The sequence below is a fragment of the Paenibacillus sp. J5C2022 genome, from assembly GCF_025567625.1.
Classification (GTDB): Bacteria; Bacillota; Bacilli; order Paenibacillales; family Paenibacillaceae; genus Pristimantibacillus.
Window position 1 is genome coordinate 117,291 of the sequence record NZ_JAOQJC010000017.1, and the last position, 21,748, is coordinate 139,038.

Below are 21,748 nucleotides of genomic sequence, written 5' to 3' on the forward strand. Positions count from 1 at the left end.
TCCATGTGTGAATTCAGATCTCGTGCTCCTCCAAAAACTTGATGTCGAAGTCGCCCTTTACGAACACGGGGTGCTCCAGCACCTTCAGATGAAAAGGTATTGTCGTCCGTATGCCCTCAATCGCAAACTCAGACAAAGCGCGCTTCATGCGGGCGATCGCTTCTTCGCGCGTGTTGCCCCATACGATCAGCTTCGCAATCATGGAATCGTAATGCGGCGAGATCGTATAGCCGGGGTATACAGCGCTATCAACGCGCACGCCATTGCCGCCGGGCGGCAGATAGAACGGCACATGTCCCGCCGAAGGCATGAAATTGCGCTCGGAATCCTCCGCGTTGATCCGGCATTCGATAGACCAGCCGTTGATCTTGACGTCGTCCTGGGTGAATGAGAGCGGATTGCCCTCCGCTACGCTGATCATCTCTTTAATCAAATCTATGCTTGTAATCATCTCTGTCACGGGATGCTCGACCTGAATGCGCGTATTCATCTCCATGAAGTAGAAGTTCCCGTCGGGCCCCAGCAAGAACTCAAGCGTACCTGCTCCGGAATAATCCACGGCGAGCGCGGCGCGAACGGCAGCTTGCCCCATACGTTCCCGAAGCTCCGGCGTCAATATTGGGCAAGGCGCCTCCTCGATCAGCTTCTGGCGCCTGCGCTGCACAGAGCAGTCGCGCTCGAACAGATGGACCGCATTGCCGTGCTTGTCCGCCATAATCTGTACTTCCACATGCTTCATGCCCGTCAGGAATTTCTCCAGATAGACACCGGCGTTGCCGAAGGCGTTCTGCGCTTCCTGCTGGGCCGTCTTGATGCCGCTAACAAGCGCTTCCTCCGTCTCGGCAATGCGGATGCCGCGGCCTCCGCCGCCCGCAGTCGCCTTGATAATGACGGGATAGCCGATGCCGCGAGCAATGCGGACTGCGTCGTCCAGACTCTCAATCAGACCGTCGGAGCCCGGAATAACGGGCACGTCTGCCGCCTTCATCGTCAGCTTCGCAACGGACTTGTCGCCCATCTTGCTGATGGCCTCCGGCGACGGGCCGATGAAGGTAATATTGCAGGATTCGCATATTTCCGCGAAATCCGCATTCTCCGAGAGGAATCCGTAGCCCGGATGGATGGCGTCGCATTCCGTAATGGTAGCCACGCTCATAATATTCGTCAAATTCAGGTAGCTGTCCTTGGACGGCGTCGGTCCGATGCAATATGCCTCGTCCGCCAGCCGGACATGCAGGGCGTCCCGATCAGCTTCTGAATAGACAGCCACTGTCGCAATGCCCAGCTCCCGGCAAGCCCGAATGATTCTAACGGCAATCTCGCCGCGATTGGCGATCAATATTTTATGGAATTTCACGTAAGATCCCCTTTCAACCAAGTTTCCCAGACGGGATCAATTAATCCGGCTTCACAAGGAACAGCGGCTGGCCGTATTCCACCAGTTGACCGTTCGTCACCAGAATATCGACGATCTCGCCCTTCACTTCCGCTTCCAGCTCATTCATCAGCTTCATCGCTTCCAGAATGCAGACGACACTCTTCTCGTTCACGCGGTCGCCGACCTTGACGAACGCATCGGCATCGGGAGACGGTGCGCTATAGAACGTTCCCACCATCGGAGACACGATCTGGTGCAGATTCTGTGCAGGGGCGGCCGATTTCGTCTCGGCTTTCGCCTCCGCTGCAGGCGCTTCCACCGCGTGCTGCGCTTGCGCCGGCTGTGCTTGCGGCATGACCGGTTGCTGATATGTATGCGTAATGGGAGCGGCTGTTACATTGACAACTTCGGTTTTGCCCGGCTTGCGGATGTGCAGTCGCGCTCCTTCATTTTCTATTTCGAGCTCCTGAAGAGATGTTTGATCGACCAGTTTGATCAATTCCTTAATCTCGCTCAACTTGAACATGAACGTAATCACTCCTCTTTTTCACATAACGTTAGTCATTATACCATAAATCAGTCCGAACACGAATCAATTTTTTGACCAAAGCAACAAGCCCCGTTCATCACATGGCTGGATAGCCTGGAATGAACGGGGCTTGCCGAATGACTGCCGGGGAGTTACGGAGCCGGCACGTACTGAACGGATACTTGCTCCGGTCTAACCTCCATGACCGTGATCACCTGCTCGATGATGGAGGCCGCTTCCTTCTTCTCCAGCTTGTCGCTGGAAACAACTACCTTATAACGGTCATTCTCCTCGGGGGAGATGACGGCAATCTCGTAGTCCTCCATCAGCTTGGATTCAAGCGTGGTCATCCTCGTATATTTCTCCTCCAGCTTCTCCCATTCCGCGAACGCCGCCGTCGCCTCTTCCGGCTTCTGGCTGACATCGGCCACTACGGACCAGATACGGTTGCCTTCCTGCTCGTTAGTCGCCTGCCGCTTCGCCAGCAACTGGCTGAATACGCCGCCCTGCGCGAATCCTTCCCTTTCAAGCTGCTCCAGCACTTTCTTGTCGGCTTCATTCATAGCGGTAGAGTATTCCCCTCCCGGCACGACAATGCCTTCGGCTGTCAATCCGCCGTTGCCGTTCGTCTCCGCGGCATTCTGTCCGACTGGCGCTTCGCTCGCCATCTTGCCCGCGTCGTCGATATCCTGAGTGAACAAATAATAAGCGGATAAAAGCACCATCAAGCTCAACATCGATACAAGCCATATTGTTTGACGTTTAGTGTTCATACGAACATCCTCCCCATATCTATTCTTTTGGTTTTTTCATTGCTTGCTCGGAACGACTGAAATGCGGTTTGGCGCTACGTTGATGCCCCTCTCTACCGCTTGGACGATAAGCCTTCGCACCGTCGCGTTCTCCGCTCCTTTGGCCACGATCAGTATGCCTCTGATTTTGGGATTGACCGTCTTGGTGACGATTGGCTTCTGATCGCCGGACACTTCATACAGCACAACCTGCCCTTCCTCATTAACCGACGTCACATGTCTCGTACCCCCATTCTTGTCCGTCTCGTCCGTAACGGACTGGGATTCCTGTCTATGGCGCTCGACAACGACCTCTTCCGTGGAATCCACCGTCACGAGCACGCTGACGGAATCCACCCCCACGATTTTCTCCAGAATTTCCTTCAGTCTCGCTTCCAGCGATTTCTCGATCGTCTCGAACGGAGAGCCGGGAGACGGGCTGTGATTCCAGGCTGCAACCTCTGGCTCAGATTCGGATTCCGGAATGGAGGTATCCACCTGCTTGAACGGCAGATATGCGTTCAGCAGCATGAACAGTGCACCGACCAATCCCAGAATCAGCAATATTCTCAGCGTTCGGACTCGCTTTGGACCCGACGGACCTCCGCCTATTGCCGACTCCAGCTTCTCCAGCCATTTTGCCACATTAGCCCCCCTCCCCAGCGCCCTGTTCCGTCTGCTTGCTTGCGGAGTCCACTACGACGATGCGTTCCCTTCTTACCGGCCAGCCGTCCGCGAGCGCTTTCTTGATAAATGCGGATACGGACGGGTCCGCCGGGGGATGCTCATCCCGCTCCCTCTCAGCCTGCGATTCATCGCCGCCCGCAGATTGCATGTCAATATCCACCGTCACAGGACGAACCGCCTTCACCTCTTCGCCCGGCGAGTTGGCCTCGTTCCCGCCTGCGTCTTCATCGGAGCGGACGGTAACGGTGACGCCGGCTATGACAGGGGTCTTGCCTCCGCCCCTCTCCTTCTCCCATACCAGATCAACGGCAATATGCTCGATTGGAATATCGGTGCGCTTCTCCAGTTCGCCCCTCATCGCTTCCTGCAACGCGACCACGGTCAGTCTGACCGACTGCTGCTCTCTCTGCCTCTCCATCTCACCGGCCTCCCGCTTGATCTCCTCCAGGGAGGGCATCATCACTTCCTTCGCTGCCGACCTCTCGTCCCACAGCTTCATGCCGGCTTCCAGATGGGTGCTCATGTCATTCTTCAGCAGCGATAGAACGGGCGACAGAATGGTAAGGAGAATGAACAAGCCGATTACCAATCTCGCATAGCGAAGCATCGCCTTGCCCGGAAGCAGAAGTTCCACGAGTACTGCAAGCAGTATGACTGCGATAATATCCCTTAGCCAGTCGCTTAGCCAAGCTAGCACATTCTCCTCACCTCCCAATCAGCGAACCATAAGCGCCGCATTGCCCGCGGTCAAAATAATCGTTACAGCCAAGAAGAACATAAGACTGACAGCAGCAAGAGCGGCGAATACATAGATCATCGTCTTGCCGATCGTCGACAGGCAATCGACGATCGGCGAATCGCCCAGCGGCTGCATGACAGCCGCCGATATATTGTAGATCAGTGCTAATGTCAATATCTTGATGGCAGGAAATGCGGAAAGAAACAGCAAGATAATGACACCAGCGAGCCCGATCGCGTTTTTGGCCACCATCGATGCGGAGATGACGGTATCTGCCGCGTCTGAGAACATTCTTCCGACGACAGGGACGAAATTGCCGGTGACGAATTTGGCTGTGCGCAGCGCCACTCCATCCGTTACCGCTCCCGTTGCGCCTTGGACGGACATGACGCCGAGGAACGCCGTAAGCAGTACGCCCAGCAGCCCCACTGCGACCGATCGAAGCAAATTGGCAAGCTGCGTCACTTTGAACTTCTCCGTCAGGGCGCTTGCAATGTGAAGCACCGCCGAGAAGAAGAGCAGCGGGAAGACGACGGTGTAGATCAATGTGCCCACAATGTGAATCATGAAGATAATGAGCGGGTGGAGCACGGATACCGTGACGAGACTTCCCATCGAGGCCAGCAGCGTCAGCAGCAGCGGTACCATCGCCATCATGAACGCAATCATGCTCTGAATCGCATCCTTGGCATAGCCGATGGCGACATGGAAGCTGTTCACCGCGATAATGATCAAGACAAAGTAGGCAATCGAATACGCCACCTTGCTTACCGCATTCCGCTCGAATGCATTCTGCAGCGTCTCAAGCACCATGCTGAATATCGTCAGCAAGACGATGGTTACAAGCAGCTTCCCGTTGTAGAGCACTTCATGCCACATATAGCGAAGCAGTCCTTGCAGCATATCCGACAGCTTGAAGCTTCCGCTTCCCTGCCAGATCATCTCTTTCAGACCGGGAACCTTCCCTTCCGGGAAGTAGCCTCCGTATTCGCTTCTCAGCTTGCCCCAGTATTGCTCGATAGATGATGTCTCAAGACCGCCCAGCTGTTCCTCCGCGAGGCCTGAGCTTATTTCCCTTGCATTGCCGAGTCCGCTCTCGCCTTCCCGGACCGGGCCGCCGCCATCCGCCGCGAAGCCGATGCCCGTCATTCCCGGGAGAAGGAAGCATGCGACCAGCAGCAGGATTAGCAGCTTCAACCTGTCTCCAGCATTGGCGCGGTTCTTTAACATCCCTTCGATCAGCTCCCAGCCGGCAGCAATCCGATTACCGTTTCGACGATTACGCTAATGATGGGAATCGCCATGACGAGAATGAACACCTTGCCGGCAAATTCTATTTTGGAGGCTATGCTCTCCTGTCCGGCATCTCTGACGATCTGCGCTCCGAACTCTGCGATATAAGCGATACCGATAATTTTCAATACCGTTTTCAAGTAAACGGATGGAATGCCCGAGCGTTCCGCCAAGTCTTCCAGCACAGTGATGACGGCCTCAATCTTGCCGATGACGAACAGGAAGATGAACAGGCCGGTGAACGCGGCTAGCAGAAAGGCGAACGCAGGCTTCTGCTCGCGAACGATGACGATAAGCACGGTGGCGATCAAGCTGATTCCTACGATTTGAATCATGTCCATCCGCATTCACCTACTGGAAGAGAAAGATCGTCTTAATTTCCTGGAACAGCTCGTTCAACAATTTGACCACCATAAACAGCACGACCACAAAACCGATTACGGTTACCCAATGCGCCATATCTTCCTTGCCCATCTGCTTCAGAACGGAATGAATCATGGCAATCACAATGCCGATTCCGGCAATTTGGAAGATGGCGCTCACATCAATATTCATCCCGGAAGCACCCTCTTACACCATCAAAATGACGACTAATGCGGCGATCAGCAAGCCAAGGCTTTTCCACATTTTCTCGTAGCGACGCTGATCGTCCCTTGCCGTCTCCTCCTCGCTCCGCAGCCCTACTACTGCATGCTTCAAATGCTTCAACTGGTCTTCCCTGTCGCTAATTCCCAGTGTCGTGCCCAGGCGGAGAACAATTCCGCGTTCCGCAGTACCCATCGACGTCTCCCGCCAGTGCTTCGTAACGGCATCCTCCCATACCTCGGAGAACGATCTCTCTTCCGGGCTCCTCACTTGAGATGAGACTTGACGGAGCATTGCCGCCAGCGATTCCGGAGAGCCTTCCGCAGTTCGGAGAAGCGCCTCCGGCAGCGGCGTGGCAGCGAAGCCGATCTCCGTCTCAAGCCTCTGCAGCGCATGCGTCAGCTGCCTGATCTGCGTCGGCCGCTCGGCGAAGCCGGCGGCCTTCTGAAAGCCGAAGAGCGTACCGGCGATTAGTATCAATACAGCACCGATGAAACTCATCATCGCAGGCCCACTCCTGCGGCAGCAGACGGTACGGACGCAGCCGGCGGCCAATCCGTCTCGCGGAGCTCGCCTTCTTCACTTCCCGCTTTCACCGGCTTGCGGGCATGAATAAGCCGATGCATCACGCCTCCGGACGTTCGCTTCAGCTCAACCACCTCATGGAACGATCCATCTTCCAGCAGCCTTGACAGCTCCGGCCGGCCCATCGCATCACGGAAGTCGTACGCGTGCGCAGTTGCTATGACACTTACGCCTCCATGGCTCGCTTCTCTGATCGCCTCGGCATCTTCCCTGCGGCCGATCTCGTCGACGACCAGTATTTCCGGCGACATGGACCGCAGCAGCATCATCATGCCCTCCGCTTTCGGACAGGCGTCCATCACGTCCGTACGCGGCCCGACATCGAAGGTCGGTACTCCTCTGACGCATGCAGCGATCTCCGACCGTTCGTCCACGATGCCCACCTTCATGCCTGCCCATCCCGGATGACCGTTGGCGGGTGGCATGCCATAGCTTAACGATCTCGCCATATCGCGGATCAGCGTCGTCTTGCCCTGCTGCGGCGGAGCCAGAATAAGCGTAGACCTGACCTTCCCCCGGCTGCGATCCAGCAGCTTGGGCAGCAGGAAGCCGGCCGCTCCGATGACTTCTCTGGCAATCCGGATATTGAATCCGCCGATATCGCGTATCCCTCTTACCGATCCGCCGTCCAGAATCGTTCTGCCGGCAAGTCCGATCCGATGGCCGCCTGTGACCGTAATGTAGCCTCTGCGAAGCTCCTCTTCCATCGCATAGACGGAATAGTTGGTCATACGCTCAAGCAGCTTGCGGCATTGCTCTCCGGAGGGCTTGTACGCCCCGTCGCTCTGTCGAAGCAGGCTTCCGTCCGTACCCAGGAAGCGATACCCGTCGGCGTACACAATCTCCAGCGGCCGACCTTCTCTGATCCGTATTTCTTCAAGTGTAGCCTTCGCATCCTGGGGCAGCTTTTCCACCAGCTTTTTCATATCCAGCGGCAGCAATTGGAATACATACGACAACATGCGCTCATCACTCCCGGATGTTTGTCTCTTGTCGTTACATATGTATGCTTGTCTAGGTGGAAACATGTCTCGCTTTTTTCACCCGTCTACTTCTTCAATATGCCGATTAATAGACAAGTCACACCGGCCGCTACCCACAGGAATCTGGATGGCGACAGCTGCTCCGAGACGCCGACCAGCCCTACCGTCGTAGTCGCCATCAAAATAATCGGACCGACCAAGGCTAGCGAAGAGTTCATCACAAGCGCTCTCTCGATATCGTTGTAGCGAAGCATGAACAGCGCTACGCCGATCTCAATGCTGCCCGACAGCAATCGCATCAGCGCCATGCTGAGCACAATTTTATTGACCAGCAACCTATTCCCCTCCCCTTCATGACTTCATTAACTGACTTCTGTCTGACGGCTCTCCTCTATTCATATGTATGCACGCTTGTCTCCTCTTCATGACGGACACGAGGGCACTCTACTGGGCGAATGTGCATATAGTACATTATTGGCTGCCTCTACGGGCCGGTCAGAGTCTGAATGATGGGGAGAATGGCAGATGGAAAATGCGTTGATGGGAATCGGGGCATGGCAGCAGGAGCTGCTTGACCCTGGCGGCGTAAGGGAGAACGGCCGCAAAAAAGGGCTTGGCAAGACAATGATCATCGACAAAGGACTGGGACTGTCCGCCTTCCGCGATCTGTTGGAAGTAAGCGGCCGCCACATCGATATGGTTAAGCTGGCGTTCGGAACGGCCGTTCTGTATGAGCCGGACATCGTTCTCGAGAAGCTGCAGCTGGCTGCCAAGCAAGGCATCATCGTCATGCCCGGCGGCACGCTGATGGAGACGGCAATTGTGCAAGGCGCCGCTGAGCCTCTAATGGATAAGCTGTGCGCAATCGGATTTACGGGCATCGAAGTATCGGACGGCACAATATTCCTCGATCGGCTGCGGCGCACCTCGCTCATCAAGCAGGCGGTGCAGCGCGGCTTGTTCGTCGTGACCGAATACGGGAAGAAGCTGGCCGGCAGCACCATCGACGCAGATGAGCTGGCATTCACGGCCGAGTGCGATCTTCGTGCCGGCGCACAGCTGGTCGCCGTTGAAGCGCGGGAATCCGGCACGAATATCGGCCTCTTCGATGAACAAGGCCATTGCCGCCAGGATCTGCTGGAGGTCATCAAGGGGGCGATAGGCGAGATGGAGCCTCTTCTGTGGGAAGCGCCTCTGAAGCACCAGCAGGCGGAGTTGCTCAGCGCTTTCGGAGCGGGAGTACATCTGGGCAACGTAGCGCCAGGCGACGCTTTGGCGCTGGAGGCGATGCGCCGAGGCCTCAGGGCAGATACGTTCCGCCTTGCCAGAGGGTCGGCTGCCTACGAGAACGGCTGTGAGTACATGATTTGACAGGAAGGGAGGTTTGATCATGCAGGTACAGGTCATCTCCAACGTGAACGAAGCTTGCTCGGCGAAATTTTGCCATAAGACAGCGATTGTCATCGATGCACTCCGAGCAACGAGCACAATTGCGACAGCACTTGCGGCAGGGGCCTCCTCCGTCAAGCCGGTCGAGACGGTTATGGAAGCCCGGGAATACTATGCCGAAGGCGACGTGCTGGGAGGCGAGCGCTTCTGCCGGAGAATCTCCGGATTCCAGCTCGGCAATTCGCCGGATGAATATGCCCCGGAGACGGTGGCTGGTCGAAGAGTCATTCTGACGACCACGAACGGGACGCGCGCCATATTGAAATCGCTGAGAGCGCACGAAGTCATCGCCGCATCGTTCCTGAATGGAGGAGCATGCGCAGCTCATGCTGCGAGACAGCGAAGGGATATCGTCATCATCTGCGCGGGCAGCCATAACGAATTTGCGATCGAGGACGGCTTGTGCGCCGGATTCCTGCTGAACAGATTGCTGGAGCATTGCTCCGGTGACTTGGCGCTGGATGATTTCGGGGCTGCCATGCACAGCTTGTACAACGACCGCAAAGACGCCATATGCAATACACTGTCCGCCGGGGCGACTGGAAGAAGACTAGCGAAGCTGGGGCAATCGCACGATATCGAGGCATGCTCTCGGCGTGATCTTTACAGCAATGTGCCGATTTGGCGCAGCGGCCAACTTATCGACATATCCTGACCAGCCCGTCCATATAATGTGATGTAGCCGGTTCTCACAGGCTGCAATTCATGTGGATAGGGAGTACTGCTCATGCTGGGAGAAATCGTGCTTGTCCTGCTCATTATCGTCGGCGTCATCGGCCGTTCATCCATAATCGCGACGGCTGCCTGCATACTGCTGGCGATCAAGCTGGTTCATCTGGAGCGGTTTCTGCCCGGCATCGAACGACGCGGATTAGAGCTGGGTTTACTGTTTCTAACGTTGAGCGTGTTGGTTCCGTTCGCATCCGGCAAGGTCGGAATGAAAGACTTTGTAGCGGTCATCACTTCCTGGCAAGGCATTCTGGCCTTAATCGGAGGAGCGGCAGCCACCTATATTAACAGCAAAGGACTTCATCTGCTTCAGATGGAACCCGGCATGATCGCGGGACTGGTGCTGGGATCGATCGTCGGCATCCTCGTATTGCGCGGGATTCCCGTCGGGCCGCTTATGGCAGCGGGAATAACTGCTATCCTATACAAACTGTTCAAGCTGTTGGGCGGTCCATGATGGATTCGAACATGAGAACACCTCTATATGGGCCTTCCGATGATGAGAGACCGCGTTCAAAGGCGGGTATAATCGCTAAGGTATGATTAAAAAGAGCCTGCTGGAGTCCTGCGAACATGCCGCAGGCCAATAGCAGGCTCTTGCTTTTTTTTGTTAACGATGGCTAGCGACGCTCGGACGGGCCGCCTACGAACGCTTTCTCTTCCGTATCCAGACCGTATGCCGTATGCAGCGCCTGAATCACTTCCTGCAAGGAAGCGGAATCGATTACGCAGGAGCATTTGATCTCCGAAGTGCTGACCATCTTGATGCTTACTCCGACGGAGGATATTGTGGAGAACATCTTCGCCGCGACGCCCGGATTGCTCACCATTCCGGCACCGACAATGGATACTTTCACAAGACCTTCTTCGGATGTCGTCTGATCATAAGGCACTTTCGAGCGAATGCCTTCGATGACATGCAGCGCCTTCTGCTTATCCTCGCTGGAGATCGTGAAGGAGAAGTCCGCTTTGCCGTCTTGGACGAAGCTCTGCACAATAATATCCACATCAATGCCGTTTTCCGCCAAAGCCTCGAACACGCCTGCCAGCACACCCGGGATATCTTGCACGCCCAAAATGCTGATTCGCGTCACGTTCTTGTCGAAGGCAATCCCCCGTACGACGATTCCCTGTTCCATAACCGCATCCTCCTTCACACAAGTTCCTTCATTGCCCGTAAAGCTGGACCGCACGACAAGCTTTACATTATAATGCTTCGCATATTCCACTGCTCTGGGATGCAATACGGCTGCACCCAAGTTAGCGAGCTCCAGCATCTCATCATAAGATATTTCATTCAACTTGCGGGCGTTCTTCACTACTCGCGGATCGGTAGAATAGACGCCATCTACGTCTGTATAAATCTCGCAGATGTCCGCTTTCATAGCCGCTGCCATTGCAACTGCCGTCGTATCGGAGCCGCCGCGGCCAAGTGTCGTAATTTCGCCGTCCTCGCTTGTGCCCTGAAAACCGGCTACTACGGCGATGTTGCCCTGTTTTACGGCATTCAACACACGTTCCGGCTGAATATCCGTAATTTTGGCCTTGCCATGTACATCGTTGGTTTTCATGCCTGCCTGCCAACCTGTGAAAGACATCGCTTTCGCACCCATCTCCTGGATGGTCATGGACAGCAATGCAATCGATATTTGTTCGCCAACCGTCAGAAGCATATCCATCTCCCGCTGCGGCGGATTCGAGTTCAGTTGTTTCGATTGATCAATCAAATCATCTGTCGTATCCCCCATTGCCGACACGACGACCACAATATCATTGCCCTCTTGCTGTCTGTCAATAATACGTTGCGCTACTCTCTTCATTCTTTCCGGCGTTCCTACCGAACTGCCGCCAAACTTCATTACGATCAAAGACAAAGCCTTATCACTCCCCGCCTTGGCATTTGCATACAATTTAATATTATAGCATAGTCGTTCATCTATTGAACACATAAAATTTGCCACAAAAAAACCGCCCAACGGCGGGAAATTCACATGAACAACAAAATACAGTCGAGGTCACATTGCCTATACGCGAATAGGTAAGGACCGTCCATATGGACGGTCCTTACACGAGGCAAACTATGCTCTTGAAATATATTTGCCGTCACGAGTATCAATCAACAGTACATCGCCTTCATTAATAAACAATGGCACTTGCACGTTCAGGCCGGTTTCCACCTTTGCGCTCTTCGTTGCGCCTTGTGCCGTATTGCCCTTCACGCCCGGCTCCGTCTCGGTTACTTGCAGCTCGACGCTGTTCGGCAGCTGAATCCCGATAATCTCGCCTTCGTAGCTGGAAATATTGACATTCATGTTTTCCTTCAGGAAATTGATTTCCCATTCCAGTTGGCTTTTGTCGAGAGCGAACTGGTCATACGTTTCATTGTCCATGAATGTATATTCAGCCCCGGAGTTGTACAGATACTGTACCTCGCGGTTTTCGATAATCGCTCTGCCGATCGTTTCGCCTGCACGGAATGTTTTCTCCACAGTATTCCCGTTGCGAAGATTCTTCAATTTGGAGCGCACGAATGCAGCGCCCTTGCCCGGCTTGACATGCTGGAACTCCAGCACGGTGAAAATATCGTTGTCAACTTGCACGGTTAAGCCAGTCTTAAAATCATTAACAGAAATCATTACTGATTCCCTCCTCTATAATAGTGCCTATCCCAGAACGATAAGATCTTTCGGAGATGAGGTTAATACCGATATTCCGGAATCTGTCAGGACGATATCGTCTTCGATGCGGACGCCGCCGAATCCGGGAATGTAGATGCCGGGCTCCACAGTAACCACCATGCCTGGCTGAAGCACCGTATCGCTCATCTTCGACAACCGCGGCGACTCATGCACTTCCATTCCAAGCCCATGGCCCGTACCGTGTCCGAAGCTGTCCCCATAGCCGTACTTGGCAATGACGTCTCTCGCTAGAGCGTCCGCTTCGCGACCCGTCATGCCAGGTTTAATATGCTCCAGCGCATGCAGTTGGGCTTCCAGTACGATACCGTAGATTTCACGATGCTTGTCAGTAGGCTTGCCGACGACAACCGTTCTTGTAATATCGGAGCAATAGCCGTTATACAGCGCTCCGAAGTCCAGCTTGACGAACTCGTTCGTGTCGACAATCCGGCTGCTGGCTACGCCGTGCGGCAATGCGGAACGCTCGCCGGAGGCGACAATCGTATCGAAGGATGAACTGGTGGCGCCGTGGCTGCGCATGAAGACTTCCATCTCCAGCGCGATATCCAGCTCCTTCATTCCGGAACGAATTAATCCCGTAATGTGTGCGAACGTGCGGTCTGCAAGCTCAGCTGCTTCCGCCATAATCTTTAATTCCGACTCATCCTTGAACATTCTGAGTTCTTCTACAAGAGAAGAGACCGGCTGGAGCGCAATATCGGCAAGCGCACGGACCCAGGACAAGTATTGCCCATAAGTGACATGCTCTTGCTCGAATGCCAGCTTGCCGACTCCACGCTCCGCCAGCAGCTCGCGCACGGACTCCATCGGTTCCGCACCGTACTCCACAATATCGAAGCCATGAACCTGCTGGGCAGCTTGCACCCTGTAGCGGAAGTCCGTCAGGAACCAGCTCTTGTCATGCGTAAGCAGCACAAGGCCGGCGGAGCCGGTAAACCCGCTAATATATCTGCGGTTGTACGGACTGCTTACGAGCAAAGCTTCGATTCCCGCGTCATTCATCGCTTTCCGAAGTTTTTGTACTCTTTCAATCGTCATAACGTACTCCTTTATTAACCGCGCATTAGCCGCGCTTCAAGTGCCGGACGAGCGCTTCCAGTCCCAACACATAACCGTGCGCGCCAAAGCCGGCGATTTGGCCGATCGCAATCGGGGCTACTACCGACATATGACGGAAAGCTTCCCGCTTGTGAATATTCGACAGATGAACCTCAACGGTTGGCAAATCCACCGCGCCAAGTGCATCCCGCAGCGCATAGCTGTAATGTGTCCAAGCTCCGGGATTGATGATGATGCCGTCCGCATGGCCATAAGCGCTATGTATCCGATCGATCATCATGCCTTCATGGTTCGTCTGGAAGAACGATACCTCCACACCGTATTCCTTCGCCGCTTCCCTCATCTGTTCCTCGATAGCGGCTAACGTCTCCTTGCCGTATACGCCGGGCTCGCGAATGCCGAGCATATTCAGATTGGGTCCGTTCAACACTTCGATTTTCAGCACGATATCCGCCCCCCAATCAGCTTGCGACCCAGTGCCGTCGCAGATCATTAGACATTTTACCACAAATGCCCGTCGCTTGAGAAGCTGAATATCGTCATCAGGCACGCACTGGTTCCCTCGACGCTTCGTCGGTAAATTCGAATGCGATGGAATAGCCGATGAACAAGCCCCATAACAGCGACACACAAAGCTCGGAATAGAAGCTGTCCCAGCCGATCGCCGTTATCGGCCCCATCATGCCGAGCATCGGACCAAACGCCAAGAAGAGGACGCCCCACCAGAACAGGCCATACAGCATTCCCGGCCAAGGACCGCGGAGCTTGCTGAACAGAGCTATATAAAGGAAGGCCGCCGCGATGGAGAACAGGATGTACAGCCCAATCCCCGTCGCAAGCCCCCATGGCGAGCGAAGAAAACTCGTCAGCAGGAAGGGTTCACCCAGAAACCCCGGCAGTACTTTCGTGAATTTCATCTCGTAAAACAGCCACCTCAACCCACCCCAAATGAGCCCTCCGAAGAAGCCGATTTGCAGCGCATACAGCCACCGGTTCGTTACATGCTTCTCCCTTCGATCGACTTGTCCGTACCCGCCTTGCCGATTGCCGCCGTTCCCCTGTTCATTGTGCATTGCATGTCACACCTTCCTCATCAGCTTTTCTGATTAGTATGTGAAAATATCTTATGCGGTAGTCGTGAGAGCTCATTGGCAATATGGGAACAGATCAAGTACAATAGAAAAGTATAATCAGGAGCTTACTACGGAATAGCATACGACGCTATCAATTCAAGGAAGGTGAAACGCACTTGTCGCAAAACGGAAGAAACATTTACGGCGGACAAGCGGTTATTGAAGGCGTCATGTTTGCGGGCAAACATGTCAACGTAACGGCAGTCCGGCGAAAAAACGAAGACATCGTTTATTATGAAGTGCCCCGTACCTCGAAGCCATGGGTGCAGGCACTCAAGAAAATACCGTTCGTCCGCGGCGTTGTCGGTATCGTAGAGTCCAGTGCCAAAGGATCGCAGCATCTGAACTTCTCCATGGAAGCTTATGCGGAGGACGAGATGGATGATATGTCGGAGGAGGAACGCGAGAAGGCGAAGAAGAAGGAAAGCGGCTTCAGCTTGAGCATGATCGTCAGCGTCGCCGTTGCCGGAGTCTTATCCTTCATAGCGGGGAAATTGCTGTTCACGGCTGCTCCGGCCGCCGTCGAAGAGCTGCTGTTCGGCAAGATGTTCCAGAGCCAGATCGGCCATAACTTATTAGAAGGTCTTATAAAATTCATGATGCTGCTCGCTTACCTCTATTTCATTTCCTTAACGCCTATTATCAGGCGGCTGTTCCAATATCATGGAGCGGAGCATAAAGTGATCAGCGCATATGAAGCCGGCGAGGAATTGACCGTCGGCAACGTACAGAAATATAGTCGTCTTCATTACCGATGCGGCTCAAGCTTTATCGTGTTCACCGTAATTGTAGGCGTATTCGTCTACTCCCTGCCCTTCTTCGACTGGCAGACGATATGGGACCGGATCTGGATCAGGATCGCACTGCTGCCCGTCGTACTGGGCTTATCCTATGAGGTGCTGAGATTTACGAATTCCCTCCGCGACATGCCGGTACTGCGCTATTTGGGCTATCCCGGTTTATGGCTGCAGCTGCTGACAACGAAGGAACCGACTGACGATCAAGTGGCTGTATCCATCGCTTCATTCAACCGAATGCTTGAATTGGATAACGAAATTGCGAAGCCTTAATCGACAATGACATCAATGAGATATTGTTGGGCATTAACGTAAAGGGGGATGATGGAATATGAGAAAATCCGGACTAACAGTAGGTGCGATTGTCGTTCTGGCATTGCTGGTTATAGGGATCGTGACAGCAATGGGCAACAATCTGATGGCCATATTGCTGCCCGTCGTTATAATTGGGGGCATATTCCTGCTTTACAAATATCCGCCTTCACTAATGGGCGGGAAGCAGTCGGGCAGACGGCAGGACCGCGGCTACCAACAGCGACATAAGCAACGCAACGGCGGCAAGGACCGCTCACGCTCCAAGCCGATGCCGTTCAAGGTCATTGAAGGCGGCAAAGAAGACAATGACGATTTGCCCAAATACCATTGACGACATCGTGAGCTAGCCCCACGAAGCGGGCGTTCCAAGCTTCTTTATGTATGATAATGAAAAAAACGCCTGAACCGCTGCTTCTACAGTTACGGTTCAGGCGTTTTCTCTCTGTGCAGACTCAGTCCTTATCCATCTCGCTCCTGATCGCTTGCAGCTCGTCCAGCCGGGTCTTGTCCCGCCTGAAGTACTCGACCAGCGTCTCAATGCATGTAATGGAATCCCAGCTCAAATGATGCTCGATACCTTCTACATCTATGTAGATGTTTTCTTCTTGAACGCCAATCGTCGTCAAGAATTCCTCCAACAAATGATGACGGTCAACCAGTCGCTTCCCCATCTTCTTTCCCTTGTTCGTCAGAACCAATCCACGATACTTCTCATAAATCAAGTAATTATCTTTATCAAGCTTCTGGATCATTTTGGTTACTGAAGAAGGGTGGACCTCCAAGCCTTCGGCGATGTCCGATACCCGTGCATAGCCTTTGTCTTCGATGAGCTTATAGATTCGTTCCAAGTAATCTTCCATGCTCGGAGTCGGCATTGAAGAACCTCCTATCCTTGCTTCTTCACCCAGTTTCCTCGGCGTCACACCCTCTATCATACACTTTCCATGCAGTTTCCTGCAACTTATTGTCATTATGCACACCCGCAATGCACACAATATAGACGATTAATTCTGTACTTAAGAATGGAGGTATTCATCATGTCCACAACAGTTAGTCCACGACCTCATATCGACCGTTCTTCGTTATCCTTCGTGCCCGACCTGGTCTACTTCGAGCCTGCTGCTCTGGAATACCCGAAGGGACAACGTATATTCCAATGGGCGAAGCAGGAGGGTATTCCTTACCAGATGACGACTTCCCATAATCGCATAACAAACTTGCCGGGCGATACCGAGCTGGAGAAGTACCGGATGGCGAAGCGTACGCTCGTCGTAGGCATACGCAAAACTCTAAAATTCGATACGTCGAAGCCATCTGCGGAGTATGCGATTCCGATTGCGACCGGCTGTATGGCGCACTGCCACTACTGTTATTTGCAGACAACGCTGGGCGCAAAGCCATATGTGCGGATTTATGTCAATATGGATGACATACTGGAAGCCGCGAGCGGCTATATAAAGGAGCGAAGTCCCGAAATAACCCGCTTCGAAGCTGCATGCACCTCTGATCCCGTCGGACTGGAGCCTATATCGGGCAGCCTGCGCGAGCTGATCGCCTTCATGGCGGAACAGCCGCTTGGGCGTCTCCGATTTGTGACAAAATTCCACCATGTGGATTCCCTGCTCGACATTCCTCATAACGGACACACGCGCGTAAGATTCAGTGTGAACAGCAAATACGTCATCAAGCACTTCGAGCCCGCTACCTCGCGCTTCGAGCAGCGCATTGAAGCGGCCGCGAAGATGGCTGGAGCCGGCTATCCGATCGGCTTCATCATTGCACCGATCATCTGGCATGACGAATGGGAGGAAGGATACGGCGAGTTGATCGAAGCATTGGACAAGGCTCTGCCGCTTGATGCGCGAAGCGATCTGACGTTCGAGCTCATTCAGCACCGGTTCACGAAGACGGCCAAAGGCGTCATCGAGAAGCGTTACCCGCGAACGAAGCTGGAGATGGATATCGAGAAGCGAAAGTACAAATGGGGACGCTGGGGGCAAGGGAAATACGTCTATCCCGACGAACAGGCAAATGCGCTCCGCATGTTTTTGTCGGAGCGCATCTTTCATCATTTCCCGCAATCGCGGATCGAATATTTCACCTAATATTTCATCCATTCTGGCGTAAGATCGTTCAGCCAGATCGTAATCTTGGTCATCTGGTCCGTGAACAACAGGATGCCCATCAGAATCATGACCGCGCCTCCCACCTTCATGACTGCGGCGGAATACTTCAGTATCCAGCGCGCCGTACCAAGGAAGAACGCCAATATGAAGAAGGGAATCGCAAAGCCAAGCGCATAAGCCGTCGTAAGTCGGAACCAGGTGCCCGGCTCGGATGCTGCAAGTCCCAGTATTGCAGTAAGCGCCGGGCCCATGCAAGGCGTCCAGCCAGCGGAGAAGCCGATGCCGAATATGAAGGAACTGACATAGCCGACCTTCTTCGGGATCAGGTTCATACGAGCTTCTTTCATAAGCAGCTGCGGCTGGAATATGCCGAGCAGGAACAGCCCCATCAATATGATGAGCAGCGCGGACAGTTGGCGAATGACCGTATTGTACTGACTGAAAAATTCGCTGAACACATTGGTGCCGTAGCCGAGTGCGTAATAAACCAGGCTGAACCCCAGCAGGAAGAAAAGCGTATGCGTCATCATAAGCAGCCGCTTCCGCTTCGTGATCGCGTTATCCTTCAGCTCCGAGACGGAAATGCCGGTTATGTAGGATAAATAAGAAGGATATAAAGGCAGACAACAGGGCGACAGGAACGATGCGAAGCCGGCGCCAAGCGCCAGCCACATATTGATATCGGTCACTGAGAATACCTCTTTCCATTGGATAATCGTCTTTCTATTATGCGCTGAACCGGCTTGCCGTCTTGCGAAGCAGCAACAGCAGCAGCAAAATGCCGATTAGAAGCATGACAATCGTACCGCCCGGGGCTAAATTCCATACGCCGGCAATCATCAGGCCCATAGCGACGGCCAGCTCGCCGATCACTACGACGATCACGACGCTGGAACGGAAGCTCCGGGCAACCGCCAGACTGCAGGCAGCGGGAATGGTAAGCAGAGCGGATACGAGCAGGCCTCCCACAATTTTGATAGCGATGGTAATAACTAAAGCCGTAAGCACGCTTAGCATAACATTATAAATACGGGTGGGCAAGCCGCTTACGGCAGCAGCATCCTCGTCAAACGCCATCAGGAACATCTCCTTCATCTGCGTGCCCAGTACCGTTAGCACAACTCCGGTTACAATGCCTATAATGATCAGATCCTCGTTCGTTAGCGTATAGATGCTGCCGAACAGGAAGCTGTCCACATCCATCGTGAAGCCCTGTCCCATCGTGAATAGAAGCGACGCCAGGCCTATGCCTCCAGCCATTATAATCGCCAGCGACAGCTCGGCATACGATTGGTATGCCTTGCGAAGCTTCTCGATCGCAAGCGCGGCAATCAAGGCAAATACCAGCCCCATGCCAAGTGCATAGCTCTCATCGATGAGAAATCCAAGCGCGACGCCAGCAATCGTCGCATGGGACAGCGTATCCCCGATCATCGACAATCTGCGCAACACCAGTATCAATCCCATTAGCGGCGCAGTAATGCCGATGAGCAGCCCTCCGATCAGCGCTCTCTGAAAAAACTCACTCGTTACAATTTCCAAACCCGTTCAACCTCTCTTCCCGCTTTCCATCCGCTGTCTCAAGCCGCTTAAGCTGTGCGCCAAATTATCCTCCACGCAATCTTGCGTCTCATGAGAGTGCCTCACATAAAAATTCAGCTTGCCGGCCCTGGAAGCGGGTTCTTGTCCCAAGTAACCGCGAATCATCTCCATGTCGTGCGATACCATCAGGAAAGTCATATTATGATGCTGATGCATATGTCGCAACATATGAAAGAAGCTCTCCTGCGTCTCCGTATCGATGCCCACTGTCGGCTCGTCCAAAATGAGCAGTGACGGATTGTTAATGAGCGCACGTGCCAGAAAGACGCGCTGCTGCTGTCCGCCCGACAACTGTCCAATCCGCTTGTCCGCCAGATCTTCGATTGCCATCGCGCGCATGGCGTCCTGGCCTTTAGCCAGCTCTTGCTTCCCTATCCGCTTGAACAACCTCCCCCTCCCGTATAGCCCGGACATCACTACCTCGCGCACCGTTGCGGGAAAGAGCGGGTTAAGCGCATTTTTCTGCGGCACATAGCCGATTCGGCCCCAATCCTTGAAGCGGGACAACGGCTTGCCGAACAGCTTGATCTCCCCCTTCGTCGGTTTAAGAAGTCCGACAATCAGCTTCAGAAGCGTCGACTTTCCGGCGCCGTTGCTGCCGATCAGGCCGACGAAATCACGTTCCTTCACACCGAAGCTGACCTCGCTTAGCACGTTCTTCTGTTGATAGGAGAATGAGACGCCGTCAACCGAGACGACTTCTTCATGGCAGCTTGCCGCTGCAACGGCTCCCGTCGGATTCATTATGCATCCTCCTCACAGCAAAGCGGAGCCTGCAATAGCTCCGCATATCATTCATTATTTCTTTTCTCTATTGTAAGGCTAAGATTAAATTTTGCAAGTTGCGTTCCAATAAAGTCAAGTAAGTTTCACCATTTTTCTCTTGTTCCTTCGTAAGTCCTTCCAGTGGATTAAGCACCATCGTATCCACTTTCGCTTCCCGGGCCAGCATGTTCGCCAAGTCGTCCGATACCAGTTCCTCGAAGAAAATATATTTCACGCCGTGCTCCTTGACGAATTTCGCTATAGCCAGTATGTCCTGCGCGCGTGGCTCCGCTCCCGGATTCAGGCCCATAATGGACTCCTGAGTCAGGTCGTAGTCTCTTGCCAAATAGCCGAATGCCTGGTGGGATACGACGATATTCCGTTGCTCCATCGCGCCAAGCTTCTCCGAATACTGCTTATCCAGCTCCTTCAGCTTGGCTCTCAGCACTTCATAATTGCTCTCGTAATATTCGGCATGGGCTCCATCGGCTTCGATCAGGCTGTCCTTCACATTATTCGCCAGTACTAGCGCCGACTTCGGGCTTACCCAAGTGTGAGGATCGATATCGCTGGAATGTGAATGGCCTTCGTCCTCCCCCTTGTTCTCGGTGTGCTCATGCTCATCATGTTCGTCCTCTTCATGTTCTTCGTGCACATGAACACCTTCGCCGGTAATGAGGGAGATGCCTTCGCTCATCTCCTTCGCCACCACGCTGCTGTCTTTCGACATTCCTCCCAGGAAGTCGTCCACCCAGCCTTCCAGTCCGGCGCCGTGATACAGGAACAATGCCGCGTTGGAAGTCGCCTGCAGGTCCCGGCTCTTCGGCGTCCAGTCATGCGGCTCCACTCCGGCGGCGACGAGGCTTCTCGCTTCGACCCGCTCGCCGCCGATCTCCTCGACCATGTATTGGAGAGGATAGAAGCTGGTAATAACCTGAAGCTTCTGTTCCTCAGCCTCGTCCGCAGCATCGCCATTCTGCAATTCACCAGTTCCTTGGACGGCATTGCCACCGTTCCCCGATTGAACCTGTCCGTTGTCGGAAGCAGCTCCATTATCGCTCCCGTTGCCGCAAGCCGCTGTCAGCATGAGCAATAACGCGAGCATAACGGCAGCGGCAATGCGCCTAGACGACCCCGCTTTGTATGTCAATCTGCTATTCATCATAACTTCCCCTTCTCTCCATTAATTACTTTTTTGCACTCACAACTTAGTAGTAATCGTTACTATTACGTTTAAGATTATATGTCTCTCTTTCTGTTCTGTCAACCGCCTTTGCTTAGAAAATTGACTCTCGTTCAACTTAGGCCGCCACTGCTCCACCTGCTACTCTCTAACCCCAACTACTACTCTGGAGCCCGACCTGCTATTCTCTAACCCCAACTACTACTTTGGAGCCCGACCTGCTACTCTCAAATCCCAACTACTACTCTGGCCCGACCTGTTACTCTCAAACACCAACTACTACTCTGGCCCGACCTGCTACTCTCAAACACCAACTACTAC

At 53.8% G+C, this 21,748-nt stretch carries 27 protein-coding genes; 6 read left to right on the forward strand and 21 right to left on the reverse strand.

The window, feature by feature from the left end; translation table 11 throughout:
- Positions 1-13 precede the first annotated feature (13 nt).
- From accC to M6D81_RS15660, 11 genes are all read right to left on the reverse strand, one after another.
- Entirely contained in the window at positions 14-1,357 is a 1,344-nt protein-coding gene (gene accC, locus M6D81_RS15610) for an acetyl-CoA carboxylase biotin carboxylase subunit (RefSeq protein ID WP_262677835.1), read from the reverse strand.
- 40 nt (positions 1,358-1,397) lie between these two features.
- The gene (accB, locus tag M6D81_RS15615) at positions 1,398-1,904 is read right to left on the reverse strand and encodes an acetyl-CoA carboxylase biotin carboxyl carrier protein (protein WP_262677836.1); all 507 of its coding nucleotides are present in this window, start codon (positions 1,902-1,904) and stop codon (positions 1,398-1,400) included.
- Between the two features lie 155 nt (positions 1,905-2,059).
- A complete protein-coding gene (locus M6D81_RS15620) occupies positions 2,060-2,680 on the reverse strand; it encodes a SpoIIIAH-like family protein (protein ID WP_262677837.1) in 621 nt (206 codons plus the stop codon).
- A gap of 36 nt (positions 2,681-2,716) precedes the next feature.
- Complete coding sequence (gene spoIIIAG / locus M6D81_RS15625; protein ID WP_262677838.1) at positions 2,717-3,343, reverse strand: stage III sporulation protein AG; 627 nt, start codon at positions 3,341-3,343, stop codon at positions 2,717-2,719.
- A gap of 1 nt (position 3,344) precedes the next feature.
- Positions 3,345-4,082 (reverse strand): stage III sporulation protein AF, encoded by a 738-nt coding sequence (gene spoIIIAF / locus M6D81_RS15630; protein WP_262677839.1) that lies wholly within the window; start codon positions 4,080-4,082, stop codon positions 3,345-3,347.
- Between the two features lie 18 nt (positions 4,083-4,100).
- Positions 4,101-5,354: a stage III sporulation protein AE gene (spoIIIAE, locus tag M6D81_RS15635; protein ID WP_262677840.1), complete on the reverse strand. Its 1,254-nt coding sequence runs from the start codon at positions 5,352-5,354 to the stop codon at positions 4,101-4,103.
- 8 nt (positions 5,355-5,362) lie between these two features.
- A complete protein-coding gene (gene spoIIIAD, locus M6D81_RS15640) occupies positions 5,363-5,758 on the reverse strand; it encodes a stage III sporulation protein AD (RefSeq protein ID WP_262677841.1) in 396 nt (131 codons plus the stop codon).
- Between the two features lie 10 nt (positions 5,759-5,768).
- Positions 5,769-5,972, reverse strand: coding sequence for a stage III sporulation protein AC (gene spoIIIAC / locus M6D81_RS15645; RefSeq protein ID WP_262677842.1), 204 nt, complete (start codon positions 5,970-5,972; stop codon positions 5,769-5,771).
- Between the two features lie 15 nt (positions 5,973-5,987).
- Complete coding sequence (gene spoIIIAB / locus M6D81_RS15650) at positions 5,988-6,506, reverse strand: stage III sporulation protein SpoIIIAB (protein WP_262677843.1); 519 nt, start codon at positions 6,504-6,506, stop codon at positions 5,988-5,990.
- Positions 6,503-7,549, reverse strand: coding sequence for a stage III sporulation protein AA (gene spoIIIAA, locus M6D81_RS15655; RefSeq protein WP_262677844.1), 1,047 nt, complete (start codon positions 7,547-7,549; stop codon positions 6,503-6,505). The genes spoIIIAB and spoIIIAA overlap by 4 nt, the downstream gene beginning before the upstream one ends.
- An 86-nt stretch (positions 7,550-7,635) precedes the next feature.
- Complete coding sequence (locus M6D81_RS15660) at positions 7,636-7,902, reverse strand: YqhV family protein (protein WP_262677870.1); 267 nt, start codon at positions 7,900-7,902, stop codon at positions 7,636-7,638.
- A gap of 193 nt (positions 7,903-8,095) precedes the next feature.
- Between M6D81_RS15660 and comA the strand changes: the two genes are divergently transcribed.
- From comA to M6D81_RS15675, 3 genes are all read left to right on the forward strand, one after another.
- Positions 8,096-8,941, forward strand: a complete 846-nt coding sequence (gene comA, locus M6D81_RS15665; protein ID WP_262677845.1) for a phosphosulfolactate synthase — start codon at positions 8,096-8,098, stop codon at positions 8,939-8,941.
- 19 nt (positions 8,942-8,960) lie between these two features.
- Positions 8,961-9,674, forward strand: coding sequence for a 2-phosphosulfolactate phosphatase (locus tag M6D81_RS15670; RefSeq protein WP_262677846.1), 714 nt, complete (start codon positions 8,961-8,963; stop codon positions 9,672-9,674).
- Between the two features lie 72 nt (positions 9,675-9,746).
- Positions 9,747-10,205, forward strand: coding sequence for a DUF441 domain-containing protein (locus tag M6D81_RS15675; protein WP_262677847.1), 459 nt, complete (start codon positions 9,747-9,749; stop codon positions 10,203-10,205).
- 163 nt (positions 10,206-10,368) lie between these two features.
- Here the strand turns inward: M6D81_RS15675 and M6D81_RS15680 are convergent, their stop codons facing one another.
- The 5 genes from M6D81_RS15680 to M6D81_RS15700 form a co-directional block, all read right to left on the reverse strand.
- A complete protein-coding gene (locus M6D81_RS15680; protein ID WP_262677848.1) occupies positions 10,369-11,622 on the reverse strand; it encodes an aspartate kinase in 1,254 nt (417 codons plus the stop codon).
- 204 nt (positions 11,623-11,826) lie between these two features.
- On the reverse strand, positions 11,827-12,384 hold the full coding sequence (efp, locus tag M6D81_RS15685) for an elongation factor P (protein WP_262677849.1): 558 nt from the start codon (positions 12,382-12,384) through the stop codon (positions 11,827-11,829).
- Positions 12,385-12,411: 27 nt separating this feature from the next.
- A complete protein-coding gene (locus M6D81_RS15690; protein ID WP_262677850.1) occupies positions 12,412-13,485 on the reverse strand; it encodes a M24 family metallopeptidase in 1,074 nt (357 codons plus the stop codon).
- Between the two features lie 25 nt (positions 13,486-13,510).
- Positions 13,511-13,951 (reverse strand): type II 3-dehydroquinate dehydratase, encoded by a 441-nt coding sequence (gene aroQ / locus M6D81_RS15695; protein ID WP_262677851.1) that lies wholly within the window; start codon positions 13,949-13,951, stop codon positions 13,511-13,513.
- Positions 13,952-14,048: 97 nt separating this feature from the next.
- On the reverse strand, positions 14,049-14,579 hold the full coding sequence (locus M6D81_RS15700; protein ID WP_262677852.1) for a YqhR family membrane protein: 531 nt from the start codon (positions 14,577-14,579) through the stop codon (positions 14,049-14,051).
- 230 nt (positions 14,580-14,809) lie between these two features.
- Between M6D81_RS15700 and M6D81_RS15705 the strand changes: the two genes are divergently transcribed.
- Together M6D81_RS15705 and M6D81_RS15710 are read left to right on the forward strand one after the other, a co-directional pair.
- The gene (locus M6D81_RS15705; RefSeq protein ID WP_410795745.1) at positions 14,810-15,709 is read left to right on the forward strand and encodes a DUF1385 domain-containing protein; all 900 of its coding nucleotides are present in this window, start codon (positions 14,810-14,812) and stop codon (positions 15,707-15,709) included.
- Between the two features lie 58 nt (positions 15,710-15,767).
- Positions 15,768-16,082 (forward strand): hypothetical protein, encoded by a 315-nt coding sequence (locus tag M6D81_RS15710; protein WP_262677854.1) that lies wholly within the window; start codon positions 15,768-15,770, stop codon positions 16,080-16,082.
- 121 nt (positions 16,083-16,203) lie between these two features.
- On the opposite strand, the gene mntR is transcribed toward M6D81_RS15710, so the two are convergent.
- Positions 16,204-16,626 carry a transcriptional regulator MntR gene (mntR, locus tag M6D81_RS15715; RefSeq protein ID WP_262677855.1) on the reverse strand — a complete coding sequence of 141 codons (423 nt, stop codon included), beginning with the start codon at positions 16,624-16,626 and terminating at the stop codon, positions 16,204-16,206.
- Between the two features lie 162 nt (positions 16,627-16,788).
- Here mntR and splB point away from each other — a divergent pair, with 162 nt between their 5' ends.
- On the forward strand, positions 16,789-17,856 hold the full coding sequence (splB, locus tag M6D81_RS15720) for a spore photoproduct lyase (RefSeq protein ID WP_262677856.1): 1,068 nt from the start codon (positions 16,789-16,791) through the stop codon (positions 17,854-17,856).
- Here the strand turns inward: splB and M6D81_RS15725 are convergent.
- The 4 genes from M6D81_RS15725 to M6D81_RS15740 form a co-directional block, all read right to left on the reverse strand.
- The gene (locus tag M6D81_RS15725) at positions 17,853-18,566 is read right to left on the reverse strand and encodes a cytochrome c biogenesis CcdA family protein (protein ID WP_262677857.1); all 714 of its coding nucleotides are present in this window, start codon (positions 18,564-18,566) and stop codon (positions 17,853-17,855) included. The two genes, splB and M6D81_RS15725, sit on opposite strands and share 4 nt — an antisense overlap.
- A 37-nt stretch (positions 18,567-18,603) precedes the next feature.
- The gene (locus M6D81_RS15730; RefSeq protein ID WP_262677858.1) at positions 18,604-19,419 is read right to left on the reverse strand and encodes a metal ABC transporter permease; all 816 of its coding nucleotides are present in this window, start codon (positions 19,417-19,419) and stop codon (positions 18,604-18,606) included.
- 6 nt (positions 19,420-19,425) lie between these two features.
- A complete protein-coding gene (locus tag M6D81_RS15735) occupies positions 19,426-20,223 on the reverse strand; it encodes a metal ABC transporter ATP-binding protein (protein WP_262677859.1) in 798 nt (265 codons plus the stop codon).
- A gap of 67 nt (positions 20,224-20,290) precedes the next feature.
- Complete coding sequence (locus M6D81_RS15740) at positions 20,291-21,409, reverse strand: metal ABC transporter solute-binding protein, Zn/Mn family (protein ID WP_262677860.1); 1,119 nt, start codon at positions 21,407-21,409, stop codon at positions 20,291-20,293.
- Between the last annotated feature and the right edge of the window lie 339 nt (positions 21,410-21,748).